General features: G+C 53.6%; 9 protein-coding genes, 3 tRNA genes and 3 rRNA genes. All 15 read left to right on the top strand.

All coding sequences use genetic code 11. The annotated features are described in order from the left end of the window. Positions 1-54 precede the first annotated feature (54 nt). The 15 genes from MFLA_RS10725 to rrf all read left to right on the top strand — a co-directional run bounded on the left by MFLA_RS10725 (position 55) and on the right by rrf (position 15,191). Positions 55-1,320, top strand: a complete 1,266-nt coding sequence (locus MFLA_RS10725) for a lipoprotein-releasing ABC transporter permease subunit (protein WP_011480316.1) — start codon at positions 55-57, stop codon at positions 1,318-1,320. Beyond that, complete coding sequence (lolD, locus tag MFLA_RS10720; RefSeq protein ID WP_011480315.1) at positions 1,313-1,990, top strand: lipoprotein-releasing ABC transporter ATP-binding protein LolD; 678 nt, start codon at positions 1,313-1,315, stop codon at positions 1,988-1,990. The genes MFLA_RS10725 and lolD overlap by 8 nt, the downstream gene beginning before the upstream one ends. Positions 1,991-2,004: 14 nt before the next feature. Continuing rightward, the gene (locus tag MFLA_RS10715; RefSeq protein WP_011480314.1) at positions 2,005-4,413 is read left to right on the top strand and encodes a DNA internalization-related competence protein ComEC/Rec2; all 2,409 of its coding nucleotides are present in this window, start codon (positions 2,005-2,007) and stop codon (positions 4,411-4,413) included. Between the two features lie 38 nt (positions 4,414-4,451). Further along, positions 4,452-5,066 (top strand): MotA/TolQ/ExbB proton channel family protein, encoded by a 615-nt coding sequence (locus tag MFLA_RS10710; RefSeq protein ID WP_011480313.1) that lies wholly within the window; start codon positions 4,452-4,454, stop codon positions 5,064-5,066. Continuing rightward, entirely contained in the window at positions 5,063-5,485 is a 423-nt protein-coding gene (locus tag MFLA_RS10705) for an ExbD/TolR family protein (protein WP_011480312.1), read from the top strand. The genes MFLA_RS10710 and MFLA_RS10705 overlap by 4 nt, the downstream gene beginning before the upstream one ends. A gap of 18 nt (positions 5,486-5,503) precedes the next feature. Beyond that, positions 5,504-7,255 (top strand): lipid A export permease/ATP-binding protein MsbA, encoded by a 1,752-nt coding sequence (gene msbA / locus MFLA_RS10700; protein WP_011480311.1) that lies wholly within the window; start codon positions 5,504-5,506, stop codon positions 7,253-7,255. 24 nt (positions 7,256-7,279) lie between these two features. Beyond that, positions 7,280-8,287, top strand: coding sequence for a tetraacyldisaccharide 4'-kinase (lpxK, locus tag MFLA_RS10695; protein WP_011480310.1), 1,008 nt, complete (start codon positions 7,280-7,282; stop codon positions 8,285-8,287). Positions 8,288-8,290: 3 nt separating this feature from the next. Further along, a complete protein-coding gene (locus MFLA_RS10690; RefSeq protein WP_011480309.1) occupies positions 8,291-8,473 on the top strand; it encodes a Trm112 family protein in 183 nt (60 codons plus the stop codon). After that, positions 8,473-9,246, top strand: a complete 774-nt coding sequence (gene kdsB / locus MFLA_RS10685; protein ID WP_011480308.1) for a 3-deoxy-manno-octulosonate cytidylyltransferase — start codon at positions 8,473-8,475, stop codon at positions 9,244-9,246. The genes MFLA_RS10690 and kdsB overlap by 1 nt, the downstream gene beginning before the upstream one ends. A gap of 162 nt (positions 9,247-9,408) precedes the next feature. After that, positions 9,409-9,485 (top strand) — tRNA-Met (locus MFLA_RS10680). 411 nt (positions 9,486-9,896) lie between these two features. Further along, positions 9,897-11,439: ribosomal RNA gene (locus tag MFLA_RS10675) — 16S ribosomal RNA — on the top strand. 73 nt (positions 11,440-11,512) lie between these two features. Beyond that, positions 11,513-11,589, top strand: a tRNA-Ile gene (locus tag MFLA_RS10670). A 96-nt stretch (positions 11,590-11,685) separates the two neighbouring features. Further along, positions 11,686-11,761, top strand: a tRNA-Ala gene (locus MFLA_RS10665). A gap of 286 nt (positions 11,762-12,047) precedes the next feature. After that, positions 12,048-14,931 (top strand): 23S ribosomal RNA (locus MFLA_RS10660). A gap of 146 nt (positions 14,932-15,077) precedes the next feature. Beyond that, positions 15,078-15,191, top strand: a 5S ribosomal RNA gene (gene rrf, locus MFLA_RS10655). The 16S, 23S and 5S rRNA genes sit together here with 3 tRNA genes alongside, the layout of an rRNA operon. Positions 15,192-15,356: the final 165 nt, after the last annotated feature.

Here is a 15,356-nt window from a genome sequence, read left to right as displayed (position 1 = left end):
GCCATCGGTTATGCGCAATGCTGTACTTGAGCCCCATTCACGCTAGAATGCGGCATGGCATTTTTCAGACAACTTCCTTTCGAGCTTTTTGTCGGTTTGCGCTATACGCGGGCAAAAAGGCGCAATCATTTCATCTCCTTCATTTCCCTGACCAGCATGATCGGCATCGGGCTGGGCGTGGCTGCCTTAATTGTGGTTCTGTCGGTCATGAATGGTTTCCAGGAGGAGTTGCGGAACCGTATTCTTGGTGTGGCTTCTCATCTACAGATCACTGGCCCGGACAATGTCCTGGAGGATTGGCGTAGCCTGGAACAGAAGGTGAAAGGGGCGCCTCATGTGCAAGCTGCCGCACCCTACGTCATGGCTCAGGGGATGCTGTCGTTCAGCCAATCCGTGCAGGGGGCGATCATTCGCGGGGTGCTTCCCGACGCCGAAGACAAGGTGGCCGAGCTGGGCAGTCATATGCGTGCGGGACGGCTGCAAGATCTCAAGCCAGGCGAGTTCGGCGTAGTGCTGGGGGCTGAACTGGCTCAGTCCCTGGGGGTGGTATTGGGCGACAAGGTGGTACTGATGGCACCGCAGGGCCAGTTCACGCCGACAGGTGTAGTGCCCCGCATCAAGCAGTTTACGGTAGTGGGCGTGTTCGAGATCGGCATGTTCGAATACGATTCCGGGTTGGCGCTCATCCATCTCGATGATGCGGCCAGGCTGTATCGCATGGGGGAGAATGTCTCCGGCGTACGCCTAAAGCTGGATGATCTTTTTAATGCACCTGCTGTTGCGCGGCAGCTGGGCGAGCGCTTGATGGGCACGGGTAACTATTACATTAGCGACTGGACGCAGCAACATGCCAACTTCTTCCGCGCCATCCAGATGGAGAAGCGCGTGATGTTCATTATTCTTGCCCTGATCGTCGCAGTCGCTGCCTTCAATATTGTGTCTACCTTGGTGATGGCGGTCACGGACAAGCGTGCGGACATTGCCATCATGCGCACCTTCGGCGTCAGCCCGCGTAGCATCATGCAGATCTTCATCGTGCAGGGCGCGTTGATCGGCATGATTGGCACAGTCGCCGGGGCGTTCTTCGGTGTACTAATTGCCCTCAACATCGACACGGTCGTACCCATGATTGAACGGATGTTCGGGGTACAGTTCCTGGCCAAGGATGTGTATTACATCAGCGACCTGCCATCCAGGCTGCTATGGTCGGATGTTACGGTAATCGTGGTCTTGTCTTTCGTACTGAGCCTACTGGCGACACTTTACCCAAGCTGGCGTGCTGCCAAGGTCAATCCGGCGGAGGCCCTGCGTTATGAGTGATTCCACTATTTTGCAATGTGTTGATTTGCAAAAAACTTATACAGGCCTGGATGTTGCCGTGCTCAACGGTATCAGTTTGCAGGTGGATGCCGGGGAGCAGATCGCCATTGTCGGCACCTCTGGCTCGGGTAAGAGTACCTTGCTGCACTTGCTCGGCGGCCTGGATGAGCCCAGCGCAGGTAGTGTGCAGGTCATGGGCAAGTCGCTCGCGGCGTTGAGTGAGGCCGAGCGGGGCACATTGCGCAACCGGGCATTGGGCTTCGTCTATCAGTTCCACCACTTGTTGCCGGAATTTACCGCCTTGGAGAATGTGGCTCTGCCACTCATGATCCGGCGGCTATCGCGAGATGAGGCATTGGGGCGGGCAAAGGACGTGCTGATGCAGGTGGGCTTGGGCCATAGACTGGAGCATATGCCGGGCGAGCTTTCCGGCGGCGAGCGGCAACGTGCCGCTGTGGCGCGCGCATTGGTGACCAATCCGCGCTGCGTGCTTGCCGACGAGCCTACCGGCAACCTTGACCGCCATACGGCTCAGGGCGTATTTGACCTTTTGCTTGCATTGAACCGTGACCAAGGCGTAGCCCTGGTCGTGGTCACCCATGACCTTGAGCTGGCTGCACGCATGCAGCGTCAATATCGCCTTCAAGATGGCAGATTGCACACCATTTGACTAGGTGACTGAGGATGCCCGCGTTTGCACTGACATTTGTAGCCGGTGCCTGGGTATTGCAGCAGTTGCCGTGGTTGCCACCCCTGTCCTGGGGGTGGGGCCTGGTTCCCTTGGCCGCCTTCTTCTACGGCTTCCGCAAGCGGTTAGCTATCCGTCGCCTGCTGCTGGCGGTGCTGGGGTTAGCATTCGGCTTTGGCTGGGCGGCATGGCTGGCCCATGGCCGGATGGCGGATGAGCTGCCGCCTGAGTGGGAGGGCCGTGATATTGCCATTGTCGGTGTAGTGGCAGGACTTCCCGGTATCCATGACCGTGGCGAGCGCTTTGACTTTGATGTGGAGAGTGTGCAAACGCCAGGGGCGGTCGTGCCCCGCCGAATCTCGTTAATTCATTATGCGGGCGGGTTTTCGCTGGGAAGCCCTGCGCCCAAGACGCAGCATGCCGGCATGCCGCAGTTTCATGCCGGGGAGCGCTGGCAATTCACGGTGCGGCTGAAACGGCCACACAGCACGTCCAATCCGTATGGATACGATTTTGAACTATGGATGCTGGAGCGCAACATCCGTGCCAGTGGTTACATACGGCAATCGCCTGCCGCTGTCCGTGTGGATGCACGGGTAAACCGGCCTGCCTACTGGGTAGATATGGTGCGGGAATCGGTTAGCCGGCGCATAGAGAGTGTGCTACAGGACCGACCTTATGCCGGCGTGTTGAAGGCATTGGCAATCGGAGAGGACGACGCCGTCAGCCAGCAGGACTGGCAGGTATTCCGGCGTACCGGCATTATTCATCTTATCAGTATCTCCGGCCTGCATATCACCATGTTGTCCGGGATGGTCTATACCCTGGTGTTCGCTATCTGGAGGCGAGTGCCGCACTGGACGTTGCGCTGTCCCGCACGCAAGGCCGGGCTGGTGGCAGGTGTGGTGACGGCAGTAGCATATTCTCTGGTGGCTGGGTTTTCCATCCCGACACAGCGTACCTTATATATGCTTTCCGTCATTGCATTGGCGTTCTGGTCGGGGAGGCGGGTATCCATTGGCAGGGTATTGCTGCTTTCCTTGCTGGTCGTCGTGTTGATCGATCCCTGGGCCGTGCTTGCCGTTGGATTCTGGCTTTCATTTGGCGCAGTGGCGGTGATGGCTTATGCGCTGGGCGGACGCCTGCAACATCCTCATTGGCTGCGGGATGCCATCTTGACGCAATGGGCTGTCACCATCGGCTTGATGCCGGTGTTGCTTATGCTGTTCGGGCAGGTGTCCCTGATCTCCCCATTGGCCAATGCGTTTGCCATTCCGCTGGTGAGCTTGGTGATTGTGCCGTTGACCTTGCTCGGCAGCTTTTTGCCGCTGGACTCCCTGCTGTGGCTCGCACATTGGCTGATGCAGCTTGCCATGGCGTTATTGCTGTGGCTGAGTGAATCGCCGTCGGCGATATGGCAGCAGCATATACCGTCGATTCCCGCCATGCTGTTGGCTCTGGCAGGCGTAGCCTGCCTGTTGCTACCGAGCGGGGTACCGTTGCGCTGGCTGGGGTTGGCTGGCATGCTGCCCTTGTTTCTCGATGCGCCGTCCATGCCTGCGCGGGGCGATATGCGGGTCGCCGTGCTGGATGTTGGGCAAGGGCTGGCTGTCGTCGTCAATACCCAGAACCATGTATTGCTCTATGACACAGGCCCAAGATTCTCCAGTGAAAGCGACAGCGGCAACCGGGTGATCGTGCCCTACCTCAACGGCATGGGAGTCAAGCGCCTCAATGGCTTGGTCGTGAGCCACGACGACCTGGATCATACCGGTGGCATGGGCTCGGTCATCGCCGCCATGCCGGTCGACTGGGCGCTCAGCTCGCTGCCGCAGGAAAAGCCTGAGCTAGGCCAGCTTCAACATTCACCGTGCCGGGCTGGGCAGAAATGGCGCTGGGACGGTGTCGATTTTGAAATACTTTATCCCGTCAATGCAGCCGACTTGCCTACCGGAGTCAAGACCAACAACCGCAGTTGCGTACTGCATATCCGCAGTGCCGCGGGTGCATTGCTGCTACCGGGAGATATCGAGCGCTCTGCAGAGGCCGACCTGCTGGATGCAGCCGGGCACGGCATTGACGCGGATGTGCTGGTGGCGCCGCATCATGGCAGCCGCACCTCTTCCACGCCGGGGTTCGTGGAGGCAGTGAAACCGCAGGCCGTGATTTTTACCGCAGGTTACCGAAACCGTTTCCGTCATCCACGAAGTGATGTCGTGACAAGGTATGCGACCGCTGGCACCAAGCTCTATCGCTCCGATTACGATGGTGCCGTGCTGTTGGATTTTGAGCAGCATCGCGGGATTGCCGTCACCCGCTGGCGGGAAAAGTCGCAGCGCTACTGGTATAACCGACCGGCCGGTTTTACATCGCCTTCCCTTGCTGAAACCGGCAACGCGCGATAAAGTAACGCCACTTTACAGAATATATTTAGGGGCACTTTGTGTGGGAAATCATTAAAGCGGCAGGATGGCCGATATGGCCGCTGATCTTTGCTTCAATCGTTGCAGTAGCCATCATCATTGAACGTCTGCTCGCCTTGCGCGAACAACAGATTGTCCCCAAGGCTTTATTGCCCGAGGTGCAGAACTGGCTGAGCCAGGGGCGCGCAGGTGTGACGGCGGAAGCCCTGGCCAGGCTGGAAAAGCATTCAATGCTGGGCACTGTGTTCGCCAGTGCGTTGAAGAATCTGGGGGCGCCGCGAGAGGTAATGAAAGAGGCGGTTGAAGAGTCTGGTCGCGCCGTAGCACACAAACTGGAGAAGTATCTGACCACGTTGGGAACGATTGCGACGGTGGCTCCACTGCTTGGCCTGCTTGGCACCGTGATCGGGATGGTAGAGTTATTTGGTGCCTTTACCGCAACAGGGCATGATGTCGCGCAATTTGCACGCGGCATTTCCGTTGCGCTTTACAATACCGCGGGTGGTATTGTGGTAGCAGTGCCGGCCATGATTTTCTATCGCCACTTTCGTGGCAAGATTGACGGTTTCATCGTCGAGATGGAACAGGAAGCAGTCAAGCTGGTCGAAATCATTCATGGCGAGCGCAAGGAATGAATTTTCAACGAGGTAAAAAGCACGAAGAGCTGGAAGTGAATCTCGTGCCGCTGATTGATGTGCTGCTGGTCATCATCATCTTTCTGGTGGTGAGTGCCACTTTCTCTCGTGTTACGGAGTTGCAGATTAACCTGCCTACTGCAGATGCAGAAAATCCAAAGGACAAGCCATTGGTCATCAATGTCGGGATTGATGAGTCAGGCCATTATGTCATTAACAACAAGGATGTGTCCGATGCCTCTGTGCCCGGGATTGCTGATGCTTTGAGAAAGGCTGTCGGTGATGGCAAGGATCCAACCATTATCATCAGTGCCGATGCCAAGAGTAGCCACCAATCGGTCGTCAACGTGATGGAAGCCTCACGCCAGGCAGGTTACAGCCAGATCACCTTCGCAACCCAGGCACGTTCTGGTTCTTGAATTTAAAAAGTATTCATCATGTCTAAAACTGCACTTGGGAAGGCTAATGCCTCCGTGCAAAGTGCGCGGGCTCTTTATCTGCGCCTCCTCAAATATGCAGCCCGTTACTGGGTAGCATTCCTGATCAGCATCATTGCGCTAGTGACTTTCTCAGCGACGAATACCGGATTTCTTGCCACCATCAAGCTTGTTACCGATGCAGGATTCGTCAATCAGGACTCGACCAAGCTGCACCTGCTCCCGTTTATGCTGTTTGGGTTGCTGGCAATCCGGGCGCTAGCGGGGTTCATCTCCAACTTTGCCATGCGCTGGGTGGCCCGGCGGGTGGTGGAAAACCTGCGCCAGGATACGTTTCGTCGCCTGATGAGTTTGCCCGTCAGTTTCTTTGATGCTGTGTCGGCTGGCGTCGTGACTTCCAAGCTGACCTATGACACAGAGCAGATGGCGGGTGCCGCGACTAAGGTGGCCATGAGTGCCGTGCGTGATACGCTGACTATTCTTGGTATGGTGGGGTACATGCTGTATCTGGATTGGCAGCTGACCCTGATTTTCGCGGTCGTGGCTCCTGCCATGGCATGGTACCTCAAGAGCATGACACCAAAGTTACGTAGTTCGGGCAAGGCTGTGCAGCAGACCATGGGGGAAATGACCAAGGTCATCGAGGAAGCTGTGTCCGGTCAACGGATGGTGAAAATTTTTGGCGGCGGTGATTACGAGTACCAGCGCTTCACCAAAGTGGCAGGCAAGAATCGCCATATGCAAATACGCCTGGCGCGGTTTTCTGGCTTGAACAGCATGGTGGTCGAGTTGCTGGCGGGCGTGGCTTTGGCGCTGGTGGTATTTTATGCAGTGGGGAAATTTAGCGCCGGCGAGTTTGCAGCTTTCATCGGTGCTTTGCTGATGCTGATTGGACCAGTGAAGACATTGACCAGTTTGAATGAGGAGCTGCAGGTGGGGTTGGCAGCCGCTCATAGTGTGTTTGAGCTGATTGACAGCATCCCGGAAGTCGATGAGGGACATGAGGAGATCGGTCGCGCCGAGGGTAGCATTGTGTTTGAGAATGTGACACTGCAATATCCTTCCGCCCAACGTCCTGCCTTGCTTGATCTCAATTTCACAGTCAAGCCGGGTGAGAAAATTGCTTTGGTCGGCCGCTCCGGCGGCGGCAAGACCACCTTGGTCAACCTGCTGCCACGCTTCTATGAGGTGCAGCAGGGACGTGTGCTGATCGATGGTGTAGACGTTCGGAACATGAGCCTGAAAAGCTTGCGTCAGCAATTTTCCTTGGTCAGCCAGGATGTGATTCTCTTCAACGATACTGTGTTCAACAATATTGCTTATGGTGTGCTACGCAACGCCAGTGAGGAGGACGTGATTGCTGCTGCCAAGGCGGCGCATGCCTGGGATTTCATTCAGCAATTGCCCAACGGTCTGCAAAGCGAGATCGGTGATCGAGGCGTACGCTTGTCCGGCGGGCAGCGCCAGCGTCTGGCCATTGCGCGTGCGATCCTCAAGAATGCTCCCATTCTGTTATTGGATGAAGCGACATCTGCACTGGACACGGAGTCCGAGCGCCATGTGCAGGCAGCGCTGGACGAGTTGATGCAGAACCGAACCTCAATTGTGATTGCCCATAGACTGTCGACCATAGAAAACGCGGATCGCATTATGGTGATGGAGCAGGGGAGGATTATCGAAGGAGGAAGCCATGAGGAATTGCTGGCTCTGGATGGACATTACGCCAAGCTTTATCGTAAACAATTTCACTAGTCGTTTCGTCGGGAGTTGTTGATCATGGGCCAGTCTTTCAGCAGGTGGCTGGAGAGACAGTGGTACGGGCATACAGGCTGGCAGCTGATTCTCCGGCCATTTTCTTGGCTTTTTTACATTTTGATCGCTTTGCGTAGGCTGGCCTATCGTCTGCGCTTATTCAAGTCTCTGAAGTTGTCAGTGCCTGTCATCATTGTCGGTAATATCAACGTAGGTGGCACAGGCAAGACTCCTTTTGTCATCTGGTTGGTGCAACAGTTGCGCCAAAACGGCTGGTATCCTGGCATCATCAGCCGTGGGTATGGCGGTAAGTCGATCCATACCCATCAAGTTACGAAAGACAGCTTGCCGCAGGAGGTGGGTGACGAGCCCGTCTTGTTGGTTCAACGGACCGGCCTACCTTTATATGTGGGTCGTAAACGCACCCGGGCCGCGCGCCACTTGCTAAGGGATTATCCGGAATGCAACCTCATCATTAGCGACGATGGACTGCAGCATTATGCGCTCGAGCGTGACATGGAAATCGTCATCATCGATGGTGAGCGCATTTTCGGCAATGGGCAGCTGCTGCCTGCAGGGCCGCTGAGAGAACCCAGCTCGCGCCTTGAAGATGTCGATGCGGTTGTTTTCAATGGGGGTCCTCCTGCGGCAGGTGGATACCTCATGCAGTTGATCCCGGAAGACTTGCGCAAAGTGAGTGCTCCCCAAGAACGCATGGCACTGAACGAGCTGATCGGGCAGCATGTGCATGCGGTAGCTGGTATTGGCAATCCTCAACGGTTCTTTGGTCAGCTGGAGCAATTGGGGCTGGTCGTTGAGGCGCATCCCTTTCCGGATCATCACGCCTATACTGAAGATGATTTTGAGTTTGCCAAGGATGATATCGTCCTTATGACCGAAAAAGATGCGGTCAAATGCATCGCGTTTGCACGGGAAAATTGGTGGTTCATGCCTATCTCGGCTGAAATAGACCGCGCACTTGCAGAAAAAATACTGGCACGCCTGACACGACTCATGGAAAAGGAAATTTGATCAATGGATGCGAAACTGCTTGAAATCCTGGTATGCCCGATTTGCAAAGGGCCTCTACATTACAAAAAAAACGAACAGGAGCTGATCTGCAAGCCTTGCCGATTGGCCTATCCAATTCAAGACGGTATTCCTGTCATGCTGGAGGATGAAGCGCGCAAGCTTCCAGCGGAAGAAGAGGTGGAGTAGTGTCGTTTAAGGTGGTGATTCCCGCCCGGTATGCCAGCAGCCGCTTGCCCGGGAAGCCGCTACTGGATATTGCCGGCAAGCCGATGGTCGTGCGAGTCATTGAACGGTCTCTTGCGAGCGGTGCGGCCGAGGTTGTCGTGGCGACAGATCACGAGCGCATCCAGGAGGCTGTATCGAGTTATGGCTATGACGTAATGATGACTAGTGCGGATCATGCATCCGGTACAGACCGGATTGCCGAAGTGGTGCAACAACGCGGTTGGGAGGATGACACGATTGTCGTCAATGTGCAGGGCGATGAACCCTTGATCGATCCGCGGCTGATCGGGGAAGTGGCTGGCAACCTGTCTGCTCACGCTGAAGCTTCCATGGCAACTGCGTGCCATGTCCTGCATGACACACCATCCATATTGAATCCCAATATTGTCAAAGTCGTCCTTGATCAGCAAGGGCATGCGCTTTACTTCAGTCGTGCTCCCATCCCTTACCCAAGAGATGCTTTTGCTGCTAATCAGGATATCCCACCTGGTATGCCTATCTACCGCCATATAGGTATTTATGCATACCGTGCGGGATTCTTGCGTGCATATGCAGCATTGACCCCTTCCGCGATAGAGTATTTTGAGTCTCTGGAACAATTGCGCGTCCTGTGGCACGGATACAAAATTAGCGTCGAAATTACGGAAAAGGCGCCAGCGAGCGGTGTAGATACAGAAGCTGACCTCGCATATGTGCGTTCTGTCGTTATTAGTGGTGAAAGCAAGCTGCTATGAGTGTGGCATCAAACACTTGATTGGGATGGAAAATTCTGTTTGACGTCACCAATACTCTGAATAGTCCCTCAAAAATACGTTGACACCGAAGTTTTAGGTTTGCTATAGTTTCACCTCTCGACGCAACACAAATCTAACGAAATGGGTTGCAACGACATCGGTCGCGGGGTGGAGCAGTCTGGCAGCTCGTCGGGCTCATAACCCGAAGGTCACAGGTTCGAATCCTGTCCCCGCAACCAAATAATGCAAGTTTTGCAGATTGGTATTGACATACAAATTTTGATCTGTAAAATGCGCGGCTCGCTGTAAGGGGTGTAGAGGCGGGATCGAAGTTGTAAGAAATAAATTTCGAGACTAGCTTGACCGGATTAAAAAGGTCTGTATAATGCGCACCTCTCGCTGATTTGGAAACGAATCAGGGGTGAGTAAAAAGAAGTAACCTGCTCTTTAACAAAACGAACAACCGATAAGTGTGGGTGCTTGTAGGTGAGTGCAAAAGATACATATTAATATGTATCCCAAACTCAAAATACAAGTGCTTAACACTTAAATGAAATCTGTAGCTTTATAAGCTACACCTAAGATTCATTTGAGATTAAGCCAAGCGATATACCGGCCTCGCAAGAGGCCACAAAGTAATAGTCGGAATTAAACTGAAGAGTTTGATCCTGGCTCAGATTGAACGCTGGCGGCATGCTTTACACATGCAAGTCGAACGGCAGCACGGGGAGCTTGCTCCCTGGTGGCGAGTGGCGAACGGGTGAGTAATATATCGGAACGTGTCCAATAATGGGGGATAACTAGTCGAAAGATTAGCTAATACCGCATACGCCCTGAGGGGGAAAGTGGGGGATCTTCGGACCTCACGTTAATGGAGCGGCCGATATCTGATTAGCTAGTTGGTGGGGTAAAAGCCTACCAAGGCGACGATCAGTAGCTGGTCTGAGAGGATGATCAGCCACACTGGGACTGAGACACGGCCCAGACTCCTACGGGAGGCAGCAGTGGGGAATTTTGGACAATGGGCGCAAGCCTGATCCAGCCATGCCGCGTGAGTGAAGAAGGCCTTCGGGTTGTAAAGCTCTTTCGCAAGGAAAGAAAACTTATCCACTAATACTGGATGAGGATGACGGTACCTTGATAAGAAGCACCGGCTAACTACGTGCCAGCAGCCGCGGTAATACGTAGGGTGCAAGCGTTAATCGGAATTACTGGGCGTAAAGCGAGCGCAGGCGGTTTTGTAAGTCAGATGTGAAAGCCCCGGGCTCAACCTGGGAACTGCGTTTGAAACTACAAGGCTAGAGTATGGGAGAGGGAGGTAGAATTCCACGTGTAGCAGTGAAATGCGTAGAGATGTGGAGGAATACCAATGGCGAAGGCAGCCTCCTGGCCTAATACTGACGCTCATGCTCGAAAGCGTGGGGAGCAAACAGGATTAGATACCCTGGTAGTCCACGCCCTAAACGATGTCAACTAGTTGTTGGTGGAGTAAAATCCATTAGTAACGCAGCTAACGCGTGAAGTTGACCGCCTGGGGAGTACGGTCGCAAGATTAAAACTCAAAGGAATTGACGGGGGCCCGCACAAGCGGTGGATTATGTGGATTAATTCGATGCAACGCGAAAAACCTTACCTGGCCTTGACATGCCACTAACGAAGCAGAGATGCATTAGGTGCCCGAAAGGGAAAGTGGACACAGGTGCTGCATGGCTGTCGTCAGCTCGTGTCGTGAGATGTTGGGTTAAGTCCCGCAACGAGCGCAACCCTTGCCAATAATTGCCATCATTCAGTTGGGCACTTTATTGGGACTGCCGGTGACAAACCGGAGGAAGGTGGGGATGACGTCAAGTCCTCATGGCCCTTATGGCCAGGGCTTCACACGTAATACAATGGTCGGTACAGAGGGTTGCCAACCCGCGAGGGGGAGCTAATCTCAGAAAGCCGATCGTAGTCCGGATTGCAGTCTGCAACTCGACTGCATGAAGTCGGAATCGCTAGTAATCGCGGATCAGCATGTCGCGGTGAATACGTTCCCGGGCCTTGTACACACCGCCCGTCACACCATGGGAGTGGGTTTCACCAGAAGTAGGTAGCCTAACCGCAAGGAGGGCGCTTACCACGGTGGGATTCATGACTGGGGTGAAGTCGTAACAAGGTAGCCGTATCGGAAGGTGCGGCTGGATCACCTCCTTTCTAGAGTAAGCCTTGCTTGCAAGCATTCACACTTATCGGTTGTTTTAAAGAGCGCAACAAAGATTGGCCTTAAGGGTCTGTAGCTCAGCTGGTTAGAGCACCGTCTTGATAAGGCGGGGGTCGTTGGTTCGAGCCCAACCAGACCCACCAAGCACTTATCAAGTGGACGAGTAATACGAGGCGCGAATCTTCGCCGCATACTTTGGTATGTAAGAAGACGAGTAACGAAGTAATGCGAAGTTCAGAGGGGGATTAGCTCAGCTGGGAGAGCACCTGCTTTGCAAGCAGGGGGTCGTCGGTTCGATCCCGTCATCCTCCACCAACACTTTGTTGAAAAGTTAGACATAAGCGCAGCGTGCTGTCTTTATGTCTGGCTTTTACAAGCTAGATTGATCTTTAACAAAATGGAAGAAGTAAAGAGAATGAAGTAAGACTTTGTGATGAGGTCTGAAACATTCAATGGGTAATTTGATTGCAGAAATCAAAACATTGAACAGCGTTGTTTTTAACGTGGTTCGATAGTGCTTTAGAAGCAGCCTGTAACGGACTCACCACTACTCGTGAGTCACGGACTTGAATTTAAAAGGGTTCAGGGTCCAACGTTATAGGGTCAAGCGAATAAGTGCATGTGGTGGATGCCTTGGCGATTACAGGCGATGAAGGACGTGGTAGCCTGCGTAAAGTCTCGGGGAGCTGGCAAACAAGCTTTGATCCGGGAATGTCCGAATGGGGAAACCCACCCGCAAGGGTAACCCCCTCTGAATATATAGGAGGGCGGTGGCGAACCGAGTGAACTGAAACATCTAAGTAACTCGAGGAAAAGAAATCAACCGAGATTCCGGAAGTAGTGGCGAGCGAACCCGGAAAAGCCTGTTACTTTTAGCAGACGCGTTAGTAGAACGGAATGGAAAGTCCGGCCATAGTGGGTGATAGCCCCGTATACGAAAACCCGTTTGTGGAACTAGGGTAACGACAAGTAGGGCGGGACACGTGAAATCCTGTCTGAACATGGGGGGACCATCCTCCAAGGCTAAATACTCGTAATCGACCGATAGTGAACCAGTACCGTGAGGGAAAGGCGAAAAGAACCCCGGGAGGGGAGTGAAATAGATCCTGAAACCGCATGCATACAAACAGTGGGAGCCTCGCAAGGGGTGACTGCGTACCTTTTGTATAATGGGTCAGCGACTTACATTCAGTAGCGAGCTTAACCGATAGGGGAGGCGTAGCGAAAGCGAGTCCGAATAGGGCGTTCAGTTGCTGGGTGTAGACCCGAAACCAAGTGATCTATCCATGGCCAGGATGAAGGTGCCGTAACAGGTACTGGAGGTCCGAACCCACTAATGTTGAAAAATTAGGGGATGAGCTGTGGATAGGGGTGAAAGGCTAAACAAACTTGGAGATAGCTGGTTCTCTCCGAAAGCTATTTAGGTAGTGCCTTGTGTCTCACTCTCGGGGGTAGAGCACTGTTATGGCTAGGGGGCTCATAAGAGCTTACCAAACCATGGCAAACTCCGAATACCGAGAAGTGCAATCACAGGAGACAGTCCATGGGTGCTAACGTCCGTGGACAAGAGGGAAACAACCCAGACCGCCAGCTAAGGTCCCTAATGACGTGCTAAGTGGAAAACGAAGTGGGAAGGCACAGACAGCCAGGAGGTTGGCTTAGAAGCAGCCATCCTTTAAAGAAAGCGTAATAGCTCACTGGTCGAGTCGTCCCGCGCGGAAGATGTAACGGGGCTAAGCACGTAACCGAAGCTGCGGATGCTAGTTTACTAGCATGGTAGGAGAGCGTTCTGTAGGCCTGCGAAGGTGTTCTGTGAGGAATGCTGGAGGTATCAGAAGTGCGAATGCTGACATGAGTAGCGATAAAGGGGGTGAAAAGCCCCCTCGCCGAAAGCCCAAGGTTTCCTGCGCAACGTTCATCGGCGCAGGGTGAGTCGGCCCCTAAGGTGAGGCAGAGATGCGTAGCTGATGGGAAACAGGTTAATATTCCTGTACTTACATATGCTGCGATGTGGGGACGGAGAAGGTTAGGTCAGCCATCTGTTGGAATAGGTGGTTTAAGCGTGTAGGTTGATCTCTTAGGCAAATCCGGGAGGTTAAGACTGAGGCGTGATGACGAGTCTCCTTGTGAGACGAAGTGATTGATACCAAGCTTCCAAGAAAAGCCACTAAGCTTCAGGTATATGTGAACCGTACCGCAAACCGACACAGGTGGGCAGGATGAGAATTCTAAGGCGCTTGAGAGAACCCGGGAGAAGGAACTCGGCAAATTAGCACCGTAACTTCGGGAGAAGGTGCGCCCTTGGTATGTGAAGCGACTTGCTCGTGGAGCAGAAGAGGGTTGCAGTGAAATGGTGGCTGCGACTGTTTAATAAAAACACAGCACTGTGCAAACACGAAAGTGGACGTATACGGTGTGACGCCTGCCCGGTGCCGGAAGGTTAAGTGATGGGGTGCAAGCTCTTGATCGAAGCCCCGGTAAACGGCGGCCGTAACTATAACGGTCCTAAGGTAGCGAAATTCCTTGTCGGGTAAGTTCCGACCCGCACGAATGGCGTAACGATGGCCACACTGTCTCCTCTCGGGACTCAGCGAAGTTGAAATGTTTGTGAAGATGCAATCTACCCGCGGCTAGACGGAAAGACCCCATGAACCTTTACTGTAGCTTTGCATTGGACTTTGACAAGATTTGTGTAGGATAGGTGGGAGGCTTTGAAGCGAGGACGCCAGTTCTCGTGGAGCCAACCTTGAAATACCACCCTGATGTTGTTGAGGTTCTAACCTAGGTCCGTAATCCGGATCGGGGACCGTGCATGGTGGGCAGTTTGACTGGGGCGGTCTCCTCCCAAAGAGTAACGGAGGAGTGCGAAGGTAACCTAGGTACGGTCGGAAATCGTACTGATAGTGCAATGGCATAAGGTTGCTTGACTGCGAGACGGACAGGTCGAGCAGGTGCGAAAGCAGGTCATAGTGATCCGGTGGTTCTGTATGGAAGGGCCATCGCTCAACGGATAAAAGGTACTCTGGGGATAACAGGCTGATTCCTCCCAAGAGTTCATATCGACGGGGGAGTTTGGCACCTCGATGTCGGCTCATCACATCCTGGGGCTGTAGCCGGTCCCAAGGGTATGGCTGTTCGCCATTTAAAGTGGTACGTGAGCTGGGTTTAAAACGTCGTGAGACAGTTTGGTCCCTATCTGCCGTGGGCGTTGGAAGTTTGAGGGGGGCTGCTCCTAGTACGAGAGGACCGGAGTGGACACACCTCTGGTGGACCGGTTGTCACGCCAGTGGCATCGCCGGGTAGCTAAGTGTGGAAGAGATAAGCGCTGAAAGCATCTAAGCGCGAAACTTGCCTCAAGATGAGACTTCCCTTGTGCCTTGAGCACACTGAAGAGTCGTTCGAGACCAGGACGTTGATAGGTCGGGTGTGGAAGCGCAGTAATGCGTTAAGCTAACCGATACTAATTGCTCGTGAGGCTTGATCCTATAACCTTGAATCTTGAATCAAGGTGCTGACAAAGCAGCAATCAAAATACCATCTTTACTTCTTCTGTTTGTTGAAGACGAATTTGCTTATGCAAGTTCCATCAGATATCAGTGAATGTGTTCATACACATGCACTACCGGTTATGTCTGGCGGCCATAGCGAATTGGAACCACCCCTTCCCATCTCGAACAGGGCCGTGAAACGATTCCGCGCCAATGATAGTATGCACTACGCATGCGAAAGTAGGTCACCGCCAGGCTTTTATTCAAAAGCCCGCTAGTTCTCTAGCGGGCTTTTTTCATTTTCTAATACCTAAGTAAATGTCACAGGTTTGTGAGATGTTTGCAGGTGATTTGTAGCGAGCTGGCTTAGCAGTGATGCTTACGAGGCAGCTGTATTCTTATGTCGAGTATTGCAGCAAGCA

Origin of the sequence: Methylobacillus flagellatus KT, from assembly GCF_000013705.1 — a bacterium.
In the GTDB taxonomy this organism is placed as follows: domain Bacteria; phylum Pseudomonadota; class Gammaproteobacteria; order Burkholderiales; family Methylophilaceae; genus Methylobacillus; species Methylobacillus flagellatus.
This window is presented reverse-complemented; position numbering and strand designations above follow the sequence as displayed.

Bases quoted from the DNA above. Each gene is read 5' to 3' on its own strand.
- lolD (WP_011480315.1), top strand. From the start codon at position 1,313: ATGAGTGATTCCACTATTTTGCAATGTGTTGATTTGCAAAAAACTTAT.
- msbA (WP_011480311.1), top strand. From the start codon at position 5,504: ATGTCTAAAACTGCACTTGGGAAGGCTAATGCCTCCGTGCAAAGTGCG.
- MFLA_RS10725 (WP_011480316.1), top strand. From the start codon at position 55: ATGGCATTTTTCAGACAACTTCCTTTCGAGCTTTTTGTCGGTTTGCGC.
- MFLA_RS10705 (WP_011480312.1), top strand. From the start codon at position 5,063: ATGAATTTTCAACGAGGTAAAAAGCACGAAGAGCTGGAAGTGAATCTC.
- MFLA_RS10690 (WP_011480309.1), top strand. From the start codon at position 8,291: ATGGATGCGAAACTGCTTGAAATCCTGGTATGCCCGATTTGCAAAGGG.
- lpxK (WP_011480310.1), top strand. From the start codon at position 7,280: ATGGGCCAGTCTTTCAGCAGGTGGCTGGAGAGACAGTGGTACGGGCAT.
- MFLA_RS10715 (WP_011480314.1), top strand. From the start codon at position 2,005: ATGCCCGCGTTTGCACTGACATTTGTAGCCGGTGCCTGGGTATTGCAG.